General features: G+C 54.8%; 14 protein-coding genes. 10 read left to right on the top strand and 4 right to left on the bottom strand.

Going from position 1 to position 18,694, the window contains the following annotated elements:
* The first annotated feature begins 195 nt into the window (after positions 1-195).
* Complete coding sequence (locus B9T62_RS34740; RefSeq protein WP_087919423.1) at positions 196-2,643, top strand: glycoside hydrolase family 31 protein; 2,448 nt, start codon at positions 196-198, stop codon at positions 2,641-2,643.
* Positions 2,644-3,394: 751 nt separating this feature from the next.
* Here B9T62_RS34740 and B9T62_RS34745 read toward each other — a convergent pair.
* Entirely contained in the window at positions 3,395-4,126 is a 732-nt protein-coding gene (locus B9T62_RS34745) for a hypothetical protein (protein WP_087919424.1), read from the bottom strand.
* 333 nt (positions 4,127-4,459) lie between these two features.
* Between B9T62_RS34745 and B9T62_RS34750 the strand changes: the two genes are divergently transcribed.
* Positions 4,460-7,546, top strand: coding sequence for a DEAD/DEAH box helicase (locus tag B9T62_RS34750; RefSeq protein WP_087919425.1), 3,087 nt, complete (start codon positions 4,460-4,462; stop codon positions 7,544-7,546).
* Between the two features lie 40 nt (positions 7,547-7,586).
* On the top strand, positions 7,587-8,363 hold the full coding sequence (locus B9T62_RS34755) for a hypothetical protein (protein ID WP_087919426.1): 777 nt from the start codon (positions 7,587-7,589) through the stop codon (positions 8,361-8,363).
* A 186-nt stretch (positions 8,364-8,549) separates the two neighbouring features.
* On the opposite strand, the gene B9T62_RS34760 is transcribed toward B9T62_RS34755, so the two are convergent.
* Entirely contained in the window at positions 8,550-9,275 is a 726-nt protein-coding gene (locus B9T62_RS34760; RefSeq protein WP_245864211.1) for a GTP pyrophosphokinase, read from the bottom strand.
* 295 nt (positions 9,276-9,570) lie between these two features.
* Between B9T62_RS34760 and B9T62_RS34765 the strand changes: the two genes are divergently transcribed.
* From B9T62_RS34765 to B9T62_RS34780, 4 genes are read left to right on the top strand one after another with little or no spacing between them, the layout of a single operon-like run.
* Positions 9,571-10,398, top strand: a complete 828-nt coding sequence (locus B9T62_RS34765) for a zinc ribbon domain-containing protein (protein ID WP_087919428.1) — start codon at positions 9,571-9,573, stop codon at positions 10,396-10,398.
* 37 nt (positions 10,399-10,435) lie between these two features.
* Positions 10,436-11,266 carry a TrmB family transcriptional regulator gene (locus B9T62_RS34770; RefSeq protein ID WP_087919429.1) on the top strand — a complete coding sequence of 277 codons (831 nt, stop codon included), beginning with the start codon at positions 10,436-10,438 and terminating at the stop codon, positions 11,264-11,266.
* A gap of 41 nt (positions 11,267-11,307) precedes the next feature.
* Positions 11,308-11,613: a hypothetical protein gene (locus B9T62_RS34775; protein ID WP_087919430.1), complete on the top strand. Its 306-nt coding sequence runs from the start codon at positions 11,308-11,310 to the stop codon at positions 11,611-11,613.
* Between the two features lie 44 nt (positions 11,614-11,657).
* On the top strand, positions 11,658-12,257 hold the full coding sequence (locus B9T62_RS34780; RefSeq protein ID WP_087919431.1) for a xanthine phosphoribosyltransferase: 600 nt from the start codon (positions 11,658-11,660) through the stop codon (positions 12,255-12,257).
* Positions 12,258-13,215: 958 nt separating this feature from the next.
* Here B9T62_RS34780 and B9T62_RS34785 read toward each other — a convergent pair.
* Together B9T62_RS34785 and B9T62_RS34790 are read right to left on the bottom strand one after the other, a co-directional pair.
* Positions 13,216-14,169 (bottom strand): diacylglycerol/lipid kinase family protein, encoded by a 954-nt coding sequence (locus B9T62_RS34785; RefSeq protein ID WP_087919432.1) that lies wholly within the window; start codon positions 14,167-14,169, stop codon positions 13,216-13,218.
* 115 nt (positions 14,170-14,284) lie between these two features.
* Positions 14,285-14,623, bottom strand: coding sequence for a DUF4870 domain-containing protein (locus B9T62_RS34790; protein WP_087919433.1), 339 nt, complete (start codon positions 14,621-14,623; stop codon positions 14,285-14,287).
* Between the two features lie 462 nt (positions 14,624-15,085).
* Between B9T62_RS34790 and B9T62_RS34795 the strand changes: the two genes are divergently transcribed.
* The 3 genes from B9T62_RS34795 to ctaD all read left to right on the top strand — a co-directional run bounded on the left by B9T62_RS34795 (position 15,086) and on the right by ctaD (position 18,688).
* Positions 15,086-15,274 carry a hypothetical protein gene (locus tag B9T62_RS34795; RefSeq protein WP_019913840.1) on the top strand — a complete coding sequence of 63 codons (189 nt, stop codon included), beginning with the start codon at positions 15,086-15,088 and terminating at the stop codon, positions 15,272-15,274.
* 393 nt (positions 15,275-15,667) lie between these two features.
* Entirely contained in the window at positions 15,668-16,717 is a 1,050-nt protein-coding gene (gene coxB / locus B9T62_RS34800) for a cytochrome c oxidase subunit II (RefSeq protein WP_087919434.1), read from the top strand.
* 132 nt (positions 16,718-16,849) lie between these two features.
* Positions 16,850-18,688, top strand: coding sequence for a cytochrome c oxidase subunit I (ctaD, locus tag B9T62_RS34805; RefSeq protein ID WP_087920544.1), 1,839 nt, complete (start codon positions 16,850-16,852; stop codon positions 18,686-18,688).
* Positions 18,689-18,694 lie beyond the last annotated feature (6 nt).

The following is an 18,694-nucleotide window of genomic DNA, read 5'->3' on the forward strand; positions in this document are numbered from 1 at the left end:
TCACTCCCCAGATTTATAGTAACTTGGTTAAGTTATGTGTTTGCCTAAATAGAATATACCCTCATTCTCTGGAGATAAGACGCTATTTGCCAAAAAAATGACTTGCGGGTCATAAGCTTGCTGGATAGCAGAAGCGTGCTGCGGGGTAATATGTATTATTAACGAATGCTAACAAGCCGAAGGGGGCAAGGATAGATGGAGAGCAGTGAGGCCATACGTCCCGAGAAGATGGGACCGATTGTAATGAAGGAGACCTGGAACACCCCGGGCAGTCTGGTTACCTGGGAACGTGCGGACAATATTTATATTTGCCGAGGAGAGCGCGGGGGCATTGTGATCGTGTTTCTGAATGACGAGATGTTCCGCATGAAGGTATTCCAGAACCGGATTCCGGATCTGACTACCACCGCTGCCATTATGCTGGAGAGCTGTGTGCCGCACCTGTTTCCGGTGGAGGAGACGGAGGAGCAGCTGATCTTCACTACGAGCACCATCCGGCTGATTCTGGACAAACATTCCTTTGGGATCAAGGTAGAGAATATGACGGGCAAGGTCATTATGCAGCAGAATCTGATCAGCTGGAGCCCGCGCGGAGCGAGCCATACGGAGTATGATATGCAGTCGGAGTCTCATTTCTATGGACTGGGAGAGAAGTCGAGTTTCCTCGACAAACGCGGAGAGCATTATACCAACTGGAATACCGATGTCTTCGCTCCCCATCTGCCGGAAATTGAGGCGCTGTATGTTACGATCCCGCTTCTGATCCATATGCACGGTGACCTCTCCTACGGTCTTTTTCTCGATAATACGGGGCGCAGTGATTTCGACATGCGTTCGCATGGGGTAGCTTTTACCATTGGCTGTGATACGGGGGCATACGATGTCTATTTCATTAATGGTCCGGAGATGAAGGACGTGGTGAAACGTTATACGGCATTGACGGGACGGATTGCCCTTCCACCCAAATGGTCCATAGGCTATCATCAATCGCGTTATAGCTATATGAATCAGCAGGAGGTGCTGCAGCTGGCACGGACCTTCCGAGAGAAGAAGATCCCCTGCGATGTAATCTATCTGGACATTCACTATATGGATGAATACCGGGTGTTTACCTTTGATCCTGTTAACTTCCCTGAGCCGCAGAAGATGATTGCCGAGCTGGCAGAGCTGGGTGTGCGGATTGTGCCGATTGTAGATCCCGGTGTCAAAAAAGATCCCAAGTTCAAGGTGTACAAGGAAGGTGTGCTGGACAAGCATTTCTGCAGCCGGCTGGAGGGGGATATTTTCTTCGGCGAAGTGTGGCCGGGAATCAGCGCCTTCCCTGATTTCAGTGACAGCCGGACCTCTGAATGGTGGGGCGATCTCCACAAATATTATACGGACCTCGGCATTCAGGGAATCTGGAATGATATGAATGAGCCGGCGGTATTCAATGAGAGCAAGACGATGGACCTGGATGTGATGCACTTTAACAATGGTCGTCCGGTCACACATGAGGAGTATCACAATCTGTACGGAATGATGATGTCCAAGGCTACCTATGAAGGAATGGCGGAGCATCTGCAAGGGGAGCGCCCTTTCGTGCTGACCCGGGCGGGATATGCCGGTATCCAGCGGTATGCGGCTGTGTGGACAGGCGACAATCGCAGCTTCTGGGAGCATATGGCGATGGCGATTCCGATGACGCTGAATATGGGCTTGTCCGGCCTTGCTTTTGCCGGACCGGATATCGGCGGCTTCGCCCACCATACCTCGGCCCAGCTGCTGGTCCGCTGGACGCAGATGGGAGTGTTCTTCCCCTATTGCCGCAACCACTCCTCCATCGGCACCATGCGCCAGGAGCCATGGTCCTTCGGAGAGGAGGTTGAGAACATTCTGCGTGAATTCATCGGACTGCGGTACCGCTGGATGCCGCATCTGTACAACCTGTTCCATGAAGCGGAGGACTGTGGCCTACCGGTGATTCGTCCGCTGATTCTGGAGTATCCGCGCGACCCGCATTTGACTAATCTGTGCGACCAGTTTCTGCTGGGTGAGAATGTGCTGGTTGCTCCGGTCTATCGGCCGGATACAGATCACCGCTCGATCTATTTGCCGGAAGGCTGCTGGATTGATTACTGGGATGGGGCGGTTCAGGAAGGCGGGCGTCATATCCTGGACGCTGCACCGCTGCATATTATGCCGATGTATGTGAAGGCGGGCACCTTCGTGGCCGAAGGACCGCTTAAGCAATATGCCCAGGAAGAGGTTGAGGAGATGGTGACCTTCCATCTTTACGGTGCAGAGGCGCGGAAGGGCTTTGAAGCCGGGTACACTCTGTATGAGGATGACGGCCACAGCTTCAACTACCGGAAGGGCAGCTACTCGGAGCTGGTGGTTACAGCTGCGGGCGAGGCAGGCTGCCTTAAGATCAATTGGACGTATGCCTACCGGGAATATGAGCCTGAACGGGAGCGGCTGCGCTTTGCTTTGTGTTATCCATTCTTCCAGCCTGCGCGGATAAGCGGACTCTCCGAGATCAGCATGGAGCAACTGGAGGAGGGGCAGCAAGGCTGGGGCCGCAACGGGAAGAACGGGGCGATCATCGTGCAGGTGCAGGATGTGTCCGAGGGCGGGCAACTGGTGATTGAAGCGGAGGAATAGTATTATTTGTAAAATAAAACAAGTAAAAAAAGCTGTCTCACCATGGATTACTTCAATGGTGAGGCACCTTTTCCTTTTGTATTTACTGGAGCGTTCGGAGCAAATAGATGCGAAAGTGGTTATTACTTAGAGCCCCCTTGTTCTCCATGTATTACTCGTCCGAGCCTGTCTACCACACCGCGCGACAAGGGCTAAGCATACCAAAGGAAGGCTGTCGCCGGTAACCAGCGCTTAACTTTCAGACTATTAACGGACTCAGGAGCCTCTATTTGCTGAAAAAAGGCTGTTTTGTAGGTCTAACGGACTCAGGAGCCTCTATTCAGGCAAAAACCCACTAGTTAGGGCCTGTTTTTCCAATATAGAGGCTATGCGGTCCGCTAGACTCCAAACCATCGCAGGAATGCGGAAATTGGAGCTATACGGTCCGTTAGCACGTGGGTTACCTGAAGTTCGGGTGGGGAGGGTTTGGATTACGGTAGTGCGATCCCCTAACCTTCGCAAGTAAACCTTCTATATCCTCGCAGGGTCCTGAGTAGTAACCGAAAGTGCAACTAATTTCAGCTGGAACGTTAACAAATGGGGAATAAGTGCGATTGTGCAACTAATTTCGAGTAAAACAGGAATCTTACACTCAAAAGCCTAAATTAGATGCCTTTTGGCACTTATTTCTTCTAAAACGGAAAAAATCCGCTAATTAGATGCGTTTTCGCAACTAAATCGTCGACTTTATCCGATCTCCAGAGAGTAGAGCCTACTTCCAAGAGCGGCTGTTGCTGCCGTCGCTTAAGGTTATGACAAAGCCGTTAATATTCCCATTGTCACCCTCGGCTCCGGTTGCTGGCAGCGTAAAAGTGGCATTGAACGAATTAAGCGTGCGCGGCTGCAGAACCAGCCCGGACAGAGTGATCGGCCTTGTTGACAGCGGGTGTCTAGTATAGGACGGCCGCTCCAGAACAGCATCCACCGTTACAGGTTGGCTGCTATGGTTCGTCATCTGAAGACTGCAGTTGCCCTCATAGTTATCTTTTAGGTAGGCATAACTACAACGGACTTGCTGAGGATCAAGCTTCAGCGCGTACACTCCAGACGCGAACAGGCGCTGATAGCCAGTGGTGAGCCATCCGGGTGTCTGTGCAATCAGAATAATTATAACGAAGAAGAGAATGAACCGGTGCCGTGAAAAGGCCAGGGTGAAATTGGTGAATAAAAAGATCAATAATACCGCAGCCAATATTCCGGAATATTGCAAGCCCGACTCAGTCTCCGGACGGGAGTACAGCGGCAGGCCGATGGAACGCATCCATACGTCGATCCATGGATCGGGACCCGGATATCGGATGAATAATACGATAAACAGAGCCAGCAGACCAAGGACAAGGACGAAAGAACGTTTGCTCTGGATGAATGGAACAGGTGGTTTAATCCTACTTACCTCCTTCCAAATGATCTCAATTATAGCATAGGAGATAGGGAATATTTCCATTTCGTTCCCTTTTACGTTAAAAACTGCAGAAAATCCGCAGAAACGTTTTTAAATCCGCGGTTTTTCGTATAAGATGAAGAGATGAAGATTGAGCTTGTAATAATAACCGCAGACGTTCTATAGGGACGGGCCTTGCGGGTATCAAATAGAATTTTCACCAAAAACGGATACCCTCCTTCAAAGGGGCGCCATTCCGTTTCTTCTTAAAATATAAGAAAGTATAAGTTTCATTTGATACTTTATCCTTCTATTTTTCGCAGAAACGGATGCCGCCTCTTGCAGAGGACGGCGAAGCCGTTTCTTCTTACTTGCTATATAGACAGGAGATCACCAATGACTAAGCATCTGTATGCAATATGGTTAGGGGACGTTTTATTCTGCTTCTCAGGCGAAACTTCGGAGCCTAAGGTTGACGCGTGGACCCGTGTGGTCAAGCGGATGGAGCTGACGGGAGGAATGCGCCCTTTCGCTGGGGCAGCGCTGCGATTGGCGGAAGTGAAATACCCCGTTGCTCCAGTAGAGGGAAAGACGGCACGCAGAGGGATGCCCGGGCGTACCCTCGAAGGGCTGGCCTTGCAGCCGGGAGATGCTTATGAGCTGCTGCTGGCGTGGGATGAGAAGGCTTGCCGCAGCCAAGAGATAGAGCCGGGCGGCGAGCTGCGATACTGGGCGGCGGCAGCGCGGTTTGCGCTGGAGCTGATGGGCACCGGCGCAGTTGCGCCGGGAGCCTTGCCGCCGCGGCCGGTAGGTTCGCGCCGCCGCGGCGGTGAACAGGCGGCGGCGGTCTGCTGGTCGCCAGTCTTCCGCAAACCGGAGGACCAGGAGATTTTCCTGCAGCTGGCGGCTTCGATGCCGGTGCTTGCACTGGGTACGCATATTGCGGAAGCGGGAGATTCGTCTTCACGTGAAGAAGCGGGCGCCTATGTGCTGTATTCCTTCCTGCAGGCTGTGATGAGCGCGGAGATTAAGAAGGTGACCGCCGGGATCGAAGGGGAGCTGTCTCCTTACAAAACGGCCTACCGGCGCGGCTATTCGCCGCTCGCTGAGCTATGGTGGAACAGTCTGCTAACGGGTAGCCGGGATATTCCCGTTCAGGGAACCCCGGCCGAGGTCATTGAACTGCTGGAGACGGTAAACAAAACGGCCGGAAGTGAAATGCCGCTGTCCGAACCGGAGGAGGAGCGCAGCGGGCAGCTGGCGCTTGGGCTTCGTCTCGAGCCGCCTGCGGAAGAGGATGAGATCTGGCGGTTGACCTTCTGGGCGGAAGGCAGCGAAGAGGGCGGCTTCTGGCTGCCGGCGAAGGCAATATGGGACAGCAGAGAGCGGGAGTTCACCCTATGGGGAATCCGCTACCGTAATATCCAGCAGCAGTTGCTGACGGCCTTGGGAAGGGCGGCGGCGCTCTCGGCGGATATTCGGCGTGCTCTTGCGGAGCCGGCCCCCTCCGGTGCGGAGCTAGCGCCTGAGCAGCTCTACTACTTCCTGAAGGAAACGGTGCAGCAGCTGACCTCGAGCGGGTTCACGGTGCAGATGCCGTCACGCTGGAGCCGGGAAGGTCGGCGCCGGATTGGCCTGAAGATGAAGATGCAGACGCTTGCGGGCACCATGGAAGGCCCGGCTCCGGTGGCGCTCGGGATGGAGGAACTAATCTCCTTCCGGATGGAAGCCTCGCTCGGAGACAGCTCAGCTACGGAAGAGGAATTGAATGCGATGGTTGAAGCGGGCGTCCCGTTAGTCCGCTTCCGGGGAGAATGGATCGAGGTGGATCCGAAGGAGATCCGCCAGGTGCTGAGATATATGAAACGGCATGAGAGCGGAGAGATGACGGCCGCCGAATGGATGCGCCTGGAGGCAGAGGATGGCGAGGAGCGCCTCTGGAAAGGGATATCGGTCACAGGGATGGAGACCTCCGGTCTGATGGCTTCGCTGATGAAGGGGGATGTGCTGCGCAATCTTCCAATACGCCCTGTGCCGGAAAGCCTGCAAGGCACACTCAGACCTTACCAGGAGCGGGGCTATCAATGGCTGTCGGTGCTCAGCGGCCTGGGCTTCGGTGTATGCCTGGCCGATGACATGGGTCTGGGCAAGACGGTGCAGGTCATTACCTGCCTGCTTGACCGCGCCATGGCGGCTCCTGCAGAGGAGAAGCAGGAGCCTGTGCTGATCCTGTGCCCGACCTCCTTGCTGGGCAACTGGCAGCGGGAGCTGCAGCGCTTCGCGCCTTCGCTTGCGGTGCATATCCACCATGGCGGCCGCCGCGTGCGCGGCAGCAGCTTCCTGGAGCTGGCCGGAAGCCATGACATTGTGCTGACGACCTATCATCTGGCAGGCCGGGACAGCGAGGATCTGGCGGCGGTGTCCTGGTCCACCGTAGTGCTGGATGAAGCCCAGTACATCAAGAATCATCGCACGAAGCAGGCGCAGAGCGTGATGAAGCTGTCAGCGCCGCACCGTATTGCCATGACAGGCACGCCGGTGGAGAATCGGCTCGGCGAGTTATGGTCGATTTTTCATTTTCTCAACCCGGGTTACCTCGGTACGTATCACTCTTTCCGCCAGAGGTATGTGTCCGGGGAAGCGGGCGAGCGGCTGCGTGAGCTGCATCGTCTGGTATCGCCCTTCCTGCTGCGGCGGCTCAAAAGTGATCCGGACATCTCCAAGGACCTGCCGGAGAAGCTGGAGCTGAAGGCCTACTGTACGCTGACGGAAACTCAGGCTGCGCTGTATCAGGGTGTGGTGGATGAAATGCTCGGCGTGATCGGCGAGCGTTCGGGAATGGCCCGCCGCGGGCTGGTGCTCTCTTCGTTGACTAAGCTGAAGCAGATCTGCAATCATCCGCAGCTGTTCCGCAAGGAAGAAGGCAGGGGGCTGCGCAGCGAGCAATCGGGCAAAATGGATATGATGTACGAAGTGCTGGACAGCATTGCCGAGCTTGGAGAGTCGGCACTGATCTTCACGCAATATGTCGCGATGGGAGAACTGCTGGTGAGCAGGCTGTCCCGGCGCTACGGCACGGTGCCGCTGTTTCTACACGGCGGCATTCCCAAGCGGGAACGCGATGAGATGGTGCATGCTTTTCAGGAAGGTGAAGGTCCGCCGTTCTTCGTATTGTCACTGAAGGCAGGCGGTGTAGGGCTGAATCTGACCAAGGCGAATCATGTGATTCATTATGACCGCTGGTGGAATCCGGCCGTCGAGAATCAGGCCACCGACCGTGCCTTCCGGATTGGCCAGCATAAGAATGTGCAGGTGCACAAGCTGATCTGCCAAGGAACACTTGAGGAACGGATCGATGAGCTGATCGAGCGCAAAAAAAGCCTCTCGGAGCAGGTAGTCGGCTCCGGTGAAACCTGGTTGACGGAAATGTCCAACCATGAGCTGAAGGAACTGATTGAGCTGCAGGGACAGGATTGGATGTAAGGATAGAAGTGGAGTCAGAATTTAAGGGAGCGATGTAACCATGAGTGAACGGTCGGAGCTTCGGCTGGAGGTTGCTCCCGGTGTGGTCCGGGCGGCTTGGCTGCCGCTGCCGCCATCCGGGAAAGCAGCCGGAAAGCAGCTTGATAAAGAGCAGCCAAACCTATTCTCGCTGAATGTTCCGGTGTGGCAAGCCGGCCGCAAGCAGGAGGTAGTGCGCTGCCTGGCCTTATCCCCGGCGGAAGTCTATGCTCTGCTTCAGGGCCGCCTGACCGGAGGCCTTGCGGCACTTGATCTGCTGCCTACCGATGCAGAGCTTCGTGAAGGGACTGCGGACAAGGGGCATAAGGACGATGGAGAAACTGCGAAGCTGGTGAGAACAAGATTGGCGGAGGAGCCGATGCTGGCTCTTTCGCTAAGAGGTTTTGGCAAAGGGGAGCTGCTGGAGGGTATATTTGCCCTGTGGGCAGAGCCCGAGGATGAAGCGGCCGAAGCAGAGGGAGGAAACCCTGCCACTGTGGGAACCGGGGTGCTCGCAGCCGAACTGGCCCGGCTGGAACGCAAAGGCCCGGCTGTCTCCTCGGGGGAATGGCTGGCCGAGGCAGCTGCCGAAGGCTCGCTTCATCAGCCGGGGCCGCAGTTTCATGAGATTGCGGCCCGTCCCTTCCCCGCTTCACCCGTTGTGGCTCCTGTGAGCGAAGGCTGGGAGGAACTGTTGCCCAACACGCCGAAGGCCCGCCAGGGCTTGACCCTGATCGTGCAGCGGGTGGCTCAAGCCGCCGCAAGGCGGGCGGGCAAAGAAGGCAAGCCGCAGCGCTGACAGCGCCGGAGGAACAATAAAGGCAGTCCCGCACAGCATTGGCTGATCGCGGGACTGCCTTTTTGAAAAGATAAGAACATATCGCAGAAACGGATAACGCAACGCCTCTTGCATAGGACGGGGAAGCCGCTTCTTCTTACTGCTAAACAAATATTGGATAGCGACCTTCTGTGCCTGATCTGTTTATTATGCGCCGCTCCCGGCCGTGTCGCCTTCAGAGAGCTCCAGGATCTCGCGGCGCAGCCGCAGCATCTTCTGGTCCAGCTCATCGGCAGCCCGGGCTGCATCCTTCAGCTCTGCGGCGACATGTGCGGGCAGCTGTTTATCGAATTTATAATACAGGATATGCTCCATGCTGGCCCAGAAATCCATAGCCAGGGTCCGCAGCTGGATTTCGGCCTTCACCCAGCGTGTTCCGTCCAGCAGCACCAGCGGCACCGCTACGATAACATGCAGGCTCTGGTAACCGTTCTGCTTGGGATGGGCGATGTAATCCTTGATCTCCAGCACACGCATGTCCTCACGCGAGGACAGATGGTCGACGAGGCGGTAAATGTCCTTCACAAAAGCACAAACGATCCGCATGCCCGCGATATCGTGAATATGCTGCTCCATATTTTCCAGGCTGAACTTGTGGCCCTTGCGCTGCATTTTTTGCAATATACTCTTGGGTTCCTTGATGCGGCACTTCACATGCTCGATCGGACTGAAGCCGTCGCGGATCGCCCATTCGGTCTTGATCACATCAATTTTATTCTCAAGCTCATTGAGAGCATGGCGATAAAGCGCCGGCAACGCCTTGAATTCATTGATCTGCTGGACGAAATCTTCATCCGTCTGCCACTGTTTAAGATCCTTCACATGTACTTGCAGTTGCTTCAGCGTCATATCTGTACTATCCTCTTCTTCCACTGATACTCTCCCGGTTTCGTTATTTTTGACTTCTCTATTTTAACCGATAGGAGGTCCCGGAAGCAAAAAAACGCAAGAAAAAACGGCTTCGTTGTCCTCTGAAAGTATATGGTGGGTAGACACATTTAAGGGAACATTTCTGCGGAAGCTGCGTATAAACGCACATAAAGCTGTACTCGGACACGTAAGTATGGGTGAGTAGAACGGTTCACAGAACGACAAATAATGAATCTGTTCGGGACATTTGGTATGATAGAGTCACGTTTCAGGCACAGCCTGAGAAGGAGGAACTGCAATGAATTTAATCCAGCGTATTAAACAGGGTGCCAGCAAGGTTACCGAGAAAGCACAAAGCTCTGTAGAGATCGGCAAGCTGAACGGGCATATTACCGATATCGAACGTGAGATGGAGATTGAATTTGCCAAAATGGGGAAGCTGTTCTATGAAGGGTACCGTCTGCGGGATATGTCGGTTGCTGAAGGCCAGATGATTGAGCTGTCACGCAACTGCATCAAGCTTCAGGAGAAGATCGACGACCTGCGTTCACGGATTGCCGAGCTGAAGAATGAACGCCTGTGTCCATGTGGACACGTCGTTGCCCTGGAAGCCAACTTCTGCCCGCATTGCGGACGTAAGCTGGAGGCGCCTTCGGCCGCCAGAAGAAGCTCTCAGCAGCCACCGGTTGCCGCTGCCAGCGTGCAGGTGCAGCATGTGCCCATCGAGGAAGAGGATGAAGACCAATATTATGGGGCTGAAGAGCTTACCGAGGCTGAGAAAGAACTGGCCATGCGGTCCGCGCAGTCACAGCGGAGCGGATATACCGAAGCCGTGCATGAAGAGGATATGCTTCTGCCGGAAGAATATAACGGCTCAGTGGATAACCAGCCAACAGATGCCGAGCGGGAACGCCGCCATGCCGATGAGCTGGAACGGGAGCGGGAAAGACAGCTGGAGCTGGACCGCCGCATCCGTGATTGGAAGAACAGTGAACATGGGCATGACGAAGAAGCGGCAGGCAATGAGCAGGACGGGGTGAGGGATATGGTGAAATGCCAGATCTGCCGCGCCGATCTGCCCAAAGGCTCCATGTGGTGCCCGCGCTGCGGATCCGAGCAAATTTAGTCAGTCATAGAGAACAGTCAGCTAGGGGGACAACAGGATGGAACAGCTGCTGCTGCATCTGCGCAATCTGGGCTTCACGGAGATGGAGTCCAAAATCATGGTGGAGCTGGCAACCAAAGGCCAGGCCTCTGGCTACGAGGTAGCGAAACAGCTTGGTGTATCAAGGTCCAATGTATATGCTGCGCTTCAGCGACTTACACAGCAGGGCTATGTGAGATGTGGGGAAGGTGAGCCTGCGCGCTACAGCGTGCTGGAGCCGGAGGAGTTGGCAACCATGATCTCCGGCCGGGTTCAGGCCTCTCTGGCTTACATGGAGAATGAAATGCCGCGCGGAGGACCGGTAAGTCCCTCCTTCTATAACGTGGAGGGTGACCGCAACGTGATGGGTGAGCTGGTCCGCCAGCTTAATCTGGCCGGGCAGGAGGTTGTGGTCGATGTCTGGCGCGAGGAGGCGTCTCATCTTCGCAGCGAGCTGGAACAGGCCGAGCTGCGCGGAGTGCGGCTGCTGTGGGCTTTTGACGGCGGCAACAATGTACCTGCGCCGTATCCGGCATGGCCGCCGCTGGGCGGCAAACCTCGCAGAAACGGCGGACGCAAATTCTCCTTCGTGATTGACCGCAGCTGGTGCATGCTTGGCATGCGTTATGATGATGGTACCGCACAGGCGGTTGTGACCGAGCATCCGGTGCTGGTCGAGCTGCTGCTGAATCATTTCACGCAGGAGATGGTACTGTTCGAGCTGGAGCAGGATATGGGCGCGGAGCTGGAGGAGCGTTACGGTGACAGATACAGCCGGATTTACAACAAATATGTGATGCATGAGCAGGAGCCGGAAGAGGAAGAACAAGCAGACCTGAAGGCGGAATAATTCCGTATGATGGCTGAGATCAACCTGGGGAGGTGAAGAGCATGGAGTGTATCGTACATTTTGAAGTGCAGCATCCGCAAGGGCCCAAACCGCTGCGCGGCCTGTTGTTTCTGAAGGAAGATCAGGTTCCCGGTGAAGCCGAGCTGGTAGATATGTTCAAGGATATGGAGTTTAATGTCCGGCTGGATAACCGCGAGAAGTTGATTTTTAAGCCGTTGAATCCGGGTGAGAGTTATTCAGAGATCCGGATTACAAGCTTTGACAATGGCAAGGAGAAATACAAGCAGGACAACAATCTGAAGAGTATTGTTGGCAACCTGCTGCCGCAGAAGCCTACGGGGTTGTAGCCATAAGGTTGAGGTCCATTTCGTGGAGAGGGAGGGCATAGAGGATGAAGCTGCTGAGACAGAAGGTAATCAACGAAGGAATTGTACTGGGATCAGGCGTGCTCAAGGTGGATTCTTTCTTGAATCACCAGATGGACCCGTTTCTGATGCGTGAGGTGGGCCGCGAGTTTACCCGCCGTTTCGCCGGGGATGAGATTACGAAGGTGCTCACGATTGAATCGTCGGGTATTGCTCCGGGAATTATGACAGCGCTGGAGCTTGAGGTGCCACTGATCTTTGCCCGCAAGCAGAAGTCGCTCACCCTCACCGAGGACATCTATGTAGAGAAGGTCTATTCCTTTACCAAAAAAGAGAGCAACGAAATTACCGTCTCCAAAAAATTCATTGCACCCGGGGAACGGGTGCTGATCGTTGACGATTTCCTGGCCAACGGGGAAGCGGCCTTCGGGCTGGCCCGGATTGTGGAGCAAGCCGGGGCCAGCGTGGCCGGCATCGGCATCGTGATCGAGAAATCGTTCCAGCCGGGCGGTCGCCTGCTGCAGAAAGCGGGCTACCGCGTGGAATCGTTGGTGCGGATTGCCTCGCTGGAGGATGGCGTGGTCTCTTTTGTGGACGATGAAGAGGAAGAGGTATTGCTGGGCTAATGCTGTTTAATTGGCCATGGCGAATATAGCAATGTAGAAGTACGGTGTCTGCAGTGCTAATCCACAAGCAAGTCCGGCGTTCCGCTGGGCTTGTTTTTTGCTGTGCGTATAGAGTGGGAGTATGCGTATAATTACAGTATGTTTGAAGAATGATAAGGTATAGATGGTAGAAGTATTACTACTTAGGGGGCCCTTTTTTTCCCTCTGTTACTCGTCCGAGCCTGTCATATCACACTGCGGACAAGGAAGCTAAGAATAACAAAGGAAGGCCGTCGCCAGTAACCATCGCTTAACTTTCAGACTACTAACGGACTCAGGAGCCCCTATTTGCTGTAAAAAGGCTGTTTTGTAGGGCTAACGGACTCAGGAGCTCTTAATCAAGCGAAAACCCACTAGTTAGGGCCTGTTTTTCCGATATAGCGGCTATGCGGTCCGCAAGACTCCAAATCATCGCAGGAATGAGGAAATAACAGGAGCTATACGGTCCGCTAGGATGTTGGTTACCTGAAGTTCGGGCGGGGGGAGGGTTTGGATTAAGGTAGAGCGATCCCATAACATTCTCCAGTAACCTTCTATATCCTAGCAGGATAAACAACTGAATTGTCTTATACACACTGATATAGAGGGATGAATTCCCTTTAACAGAGGAAGTGGCAGGTGTGAATGGTCACTGTGGGCCGTATGCAGGCTTGTTAAGCCGCGTTAGGCTGCAAACAGGCGGATTAAGCCTCAGGCGATGCGGCAGCGGACGCTGCGCAACGAGCTTAATGTGCATGCTCCGCGCGCAGGCAGATTAAGTATTAGGCGATGCGACAGCGGACGCTGCGCAACGAGCTTAATGTGCATGCTCCGCGCGCGCAGGCAGATTAAGTGTTAGGCGATGCGGCAGCGGACGCTGCGCAACGAGCTTAATGTGCATGCTCCGCGCGCGCAGGCAGATTAAGCCTCAGGCGATACCTCAGCCCTCGGCCTGACGCGCGGCGGCGTCAAGCGCAGGCATGGCGCCATGCGCTGCCCGCGGCGTGAGCACGCGCAGTGCGCCCCGCTCGCAACGCACCGCGAGCGGCCCCTGGCCCAGGCTCTCGCCATCGGCGATGGCGTGGCGCGACTCGGCGAACCGGACGGCTACGCTCCGTCCGCGCAGCAAGGTCACGAAGGGCAGGCTGACATGCCTGCCCTTCATGACCGTCGGGAACAGCCGCAGCAGCTGCCAGCGGCTGCACCCGTGCACGACGCAGACGTCGAGCAGGCCGTCATCGGCCTTCGCCTGCGGGCAGATCAGCAGCCCGCCGCCGTAGCTGGGCAGGTTGCAGACCGACACCAGCCAGCCGCTCGGAAAGGCCTGCTCCACACCGTCGCAGGTCACGTGGACCGGGCACGGCTTGAAGGTCAGCAGCGTCTGCACGATGCCGATCAGGTACGCCAGCTGCCCGGCGCCAATGGCATTGCACAGCCGCTTATAGCGGCTGGCGTTCACATTGGCCGCTACCTGGGCGTCGAAGCCGCTGGCGACCGCGGTCAAGGTCAAGCCCCCGGCGCCGGCCAGCAGGTCGGCGTCCATGCAGACCCCGCTGAGCGCGGCTTCAAGCGCCTCCGCCGTGTCCAGCGGGAGCCCGAAGCCGCGAGCGGTGTCGTTGCCGGAGCCGGCGGGGATCACCGCCAGCGGCACCCGACAGCGGTGCAGCGCGCCCAGCACGCTATGCACCGTGCCGTCGCCGCCGATTACAATGGCGGCGCTCCAGTCGTGGCGGAGGGCGAGCGCCTCCGCCACAAGGGTCTCTGCACTGGCGGCGCTGTGCGTGAATAAGGTCTCATAAGCGAGCTCGCGCTGCTGCATGAGACCTTCTACGGCAAGCCAAGTCCGGCCGCCTGCACCGCCGCCGGAGCGGCGGTTAATGATGAATAAATACATGGTTCTCCTCCAGCCTGTTGAATTCCGTGGTTGTCCTTGTATCCATTGTAAGGAGTGCAGGAACAAAAGGGAATGCTTTTTGTGAGGGTGGCTGGTTCTTCATGAATAACACCCGCTAGAGCCGCCGCAGCTGGCTTTCCGCAACATCTCCTGCCCAGGGAAGCTTATACCAGTGCCCGCTTAAGGAGTGGTATAACATCAGCAGCCAGACGGCGAAGCCGCATAAAGACACAAGTGCTCCCAGCAAGGCGCCGAGCAGCGGAATGAAGCCGCTGAGCACATGGCAGATCATCAGCACTCCGAAAGCAATCAAAGATTGCAGCGCATGGAATAAGACGAACCGGCTGCGCTTCTCCAACGCAAGGAACACAATGCCGCCGACAAATGGGAAGAAGTAACATATAGCTCCAGCTACATAGTCGGGCAATCCGGTGGAAGATTTGAAAGGGGACACAGGCAATCACACTCCTCAGGCTTCTCCTTTAGAGTCTATGAAACACTTGGACAATGTATGTGCCGAGGTCACGGGAACAGCGGCCCGCCGCGAGCAATAAAAATAAATTCCCTTCACCCAATTTACCTGGAAAGGTGGAAGTTGGACTGGAATATGATACAATATAACGATAAAGCCCGAAAGGAGTGATTCAGAAAGTGGCTCTTCGGGTAACTAAAGTGTCAAGGTGTTCTTTATCTAAGACATCCTTACTCTCAGCCCAAATCACGACGAACCTGCTTCACCGTCCTGGCGGTGCTTCAGAGGCTACTTAAGCTTCGGCATCCACTGTTCAGGCGGATAATGCAAGCCACGTATGTGTTCATGGTTGCTTAACTTGCATTTCAAGGTTACGGCGAACTTTTCATCATGCATTCTCTACAACGGAGCATTCATTTTCAATGTTTTGGGAGGGAACTGATCATGGCAAGTAAAGGTCATAACGAAGTCAAGGAAAGTTTAAGGGAAATGACACGCATTTTCCGGCCTAAAGATCCCAAGAAATTCGTGAAGGAGTACGTCCGAAAGTATCGGATCACAGGAGGCTATGAAGAAGAGCTGACTATGGTCGTGGAGCATGAGCTCGTAAGGATGAACTCATCGGTCTCCTAAACAATAGATAGGATTGTTTCGTGCTGTTTTTCGCGAAATCATTCTGAGTCACTACATCACATCCATGAGGATTCTCATAAACCGTGCCCCGGCCGTTTGCTGCCGCTGGAATCGGTTTTTTTTGTGTTGAATCTGTCTTTATGAAATAGTCAAATGAACATTTAGACATAATTAATAATGTAAGCGAATACAATATTGAATTAAATATGTTTGCGCTTACAATGATATACCTCAAAGCTAGTCAGGACAAGGCTTTTTCGCTAAAAAAAGATATTTGTGAACTTCATGTGAACGATTGACAAAACGGGGGTCTGATCTTATATTAATAGTGATTGTTATAATTGACAGGAAGAACACACCAATCCTTGAAACTGGGAAAAGCGGGGTGGTTCCATGAGGATAACAGGGCAGGCTGTAAAGCGGTTGCTTCCAGTGACTGTATTCTGCGGATTTCTGCTGGCCGGATGCGGACGCGAGGACCTCTCGGTGCTGCGGCCGCAGGGGCCGGCAGCAGAGAGTTCGTTCGGGCTGATGAAGCTGTCGATTTCCATCATGATTGTCGTATTGCTGATTGTATTCTCCATAGCGGCTTATGTTATCATCCGTTTCCGCCGGAAGGCAGGCCAGAATGAGATTCCGGAGCAGATTGAAGGCAGCTTCAAGCTGGAGGTGCTCTGGACAGTGATCCCGCTTATTCTAGTTATTGTGCTGGCTATCCCCACAGTGAAGGCGGTATTCGCCGCGGGCGATGACCATGCGAACGATAAGGATGCCATTAAGGTTAAGGTGACCGGGCACCAGTATTGGTGGGAATTCGAATATACCGACTACGGGATTACCACCGCCCAGGATTTAATCATCCCTGCAGGCAAGGATATCGCGTTCGAGCTGACTACAACCGATGTGTTGCATTCCTTCTGGGTACCTTCATTGTCAGGTAAAATGGATACCAACCCCGACGGAACAACTAACCGCTTCAGCTTCAGCGCGCCGAATGAAGGCGTTTACCGCGGTAAATGTGCCGAATTATGCGGTCCTTCCCACGGCTTCATGGAGTTCAAGGTGAAATCGGTCAGCGAGGAAGCCTTCCAGGAGTGGCTGGGCAAGATGAAGGCTCCTGTGGCTGTCCTGCCTGAAGACCCCGCGCTGGCAGAGAAGTTCCGGGCACAATGCCTGTCCTGCCATGCAGTGGGTGACCAGAATGATATTGGCCGAGGACCGAACCTGACCGGTATCGGCTCCAGAGAATCGGTCGCCGGGATTCTGCTTAATGACGAGACGGGTGTGGAAGGCGCTTCCGTCGAAGAGAACCTCAAGACCTGGCTTCGTGATCCCGAGAGTGTGAAGCCGGGCAATCGGATGCCTAACCCCAAGGATTTGGGTTTGAGCGATACTGAAATTGATGGAATAGCTGAATATCTGGCCAATTACAAGCTGGACTGAGGCTCGTGGGTCAGGTGCGTATGGCAGCCTATTTGAGTAAAGGGGGAAAGCATCTTGGCCCAAGCAGCGTCTTCCTTGCATTCTTCGAAACTTCTGGAGCCCGGGCACCGTGTTAAGCGGCACACGGGCCTGATGGACTGGATTACCACCGTTGACCACAAAAAAATCGCGGTCCTCTACCTGTGGGCCGGAGGGCTGTTCTTTGGCATCGGCGGATTTGAAGCGCTGCTGATCCGCTGGCAGTTGATTAAGCCGATGAATAACTTCCTCGATGCCCAGACCTTTAACGAGCTGATTACGATGCATGGCACGACGATGATCTTCCTGGGCGTTATGCCCATCATCTTCGCCCTGATGAATGCGGTCATTCCGCTGCAGATCGGGGCGCGTGACGTGGCTTTTCCTTTTCTGAACGCGCTGGGCTTCTGGACGTTCCTCTTCGGCGGCCTGCTGCTGAATCTCAGCTGGGTGATGGGCGGCGCCCCGGATGCCGGCTGGACCGCCTATACCCCACTCTCCTCTACGACCTACAGCACCACGCACGGCGTGGACTTCTACACCATCGGCCTGCAGATCGCCGGGCTTGGCACCCTGATCGGCGGAATCAATTTCCTGGCGACCATTATTACGATGCGCGCTCCGGGAATGTCCTTTATGCGCATGCCGATGTTCGCCTGGACTACCTTTATTACCTCCGCAATCATCCTGTTTGCTTTTCCGGCTATTACTGTAGGGCTTGTTCTGCTCACCTTCGACCGCATTCTCGGAGCCAATTTCTTCGTGGTGGGCGGTGGCGGCAGCCCTGTACTCTGGCAGCATATCTTCTGGATCTTTGGCCATCCCGAAGTGTATATACTTATCCTGCCAGCGTTTGGCATTATTTCAGAGGTGATTCCCACCTTCTCCCGCAAGCGGCTGTTCGGATACAGCTCCATGGTATTCGCGACGATTCTGATCGCCTTCCTGGGCTTCATGGTCTGGGCGCATCATATGTTTACCACCGGTCTCGGACCGGTAGCCAACGCCTTGTTCTCTGTGTCCACGATGCTGATTGCCGTCCCGACAGGGATCAAAATCTTCAACTGGCTGTTTACCATGTGGGGCGGACAAGTGCGTTTCCCCACCGCCAACCTGTTTGCGGTCGGATTCATTCCAACCTTCACCATGGGCGGTGTCACAGGGGTGATGCTGGCCTCCGCACCTGCGGATTTCCAGTTCCATGATACGTATTTCGTTGTGGCGCATTTCCATTACGTCATTGTCGGAGGACTGGTGCTGGGCCTCTTCGCCGGGCTGCACTACTGGTGGCCCAAGATGTTCGGGCGCATGCTGAGCGAGCGGCTGGGCAAATGGACCTTTTGGACGTTTATTCTGGGCTTCCATCTGACCTTTTTCCTGCAGCATTTCCTGGGCCTGATGGGCATGCAGCGCCGTGTGTTTACGTATCTGCCCAACCAGCAATTTGATCTGTTGAATCTGGTCAGCACGATCGGGGCGGGGCTGATGGGTGTGGGCATGATTATATTTCTAGTCAATATCTACCTGACATCCAGGAGACCGGCAGATGCCGCCGCCGATCCATGGGAGGATGGCCGGACGCTGGAATGGACCATTCCCTCGCCGCCGCCGGAATACAATTTCAAGCAGACCCCGCTGGTGCGCGGCATCGATGCCTTCTGGAAAGAGAAAACGGCAGGTCACAAGGCGATGACTCCGGCGGAGCCTGTCGGGTCCATTCATATGCCATCGGCTACGATCCTTCCGTTTCTGATGTCTGTAGGGATATTTATCGCCGGCCTGGGGTTTATGTTCAGCCGGGACGAATTCCGCAGCCCGCTTACGGGTTTCCTGTTTAATAATTACGTGGTAACCGCAATTGGACTGCTTATTACCTTCGGATCGATGCTGGCCCGTTCGCTCTTTGACGATCAGGGCTGGCATATCGAACCGGAAGAGCTGGAAGGAAGGTGAGCGGTA

Origin of the sequence: Paenibacillus donghaensis, assembly GCF_002192415.1 — a bacterium.
In the GTDB taxonomy this organism is placed as follows: domain Bacteria; phylum Bacillota; class Bacilli; order Paenibacillales; family Paenibacillaceae; genus Paenibacillus_AQ; species Paenibacillus_AQ donghaensis.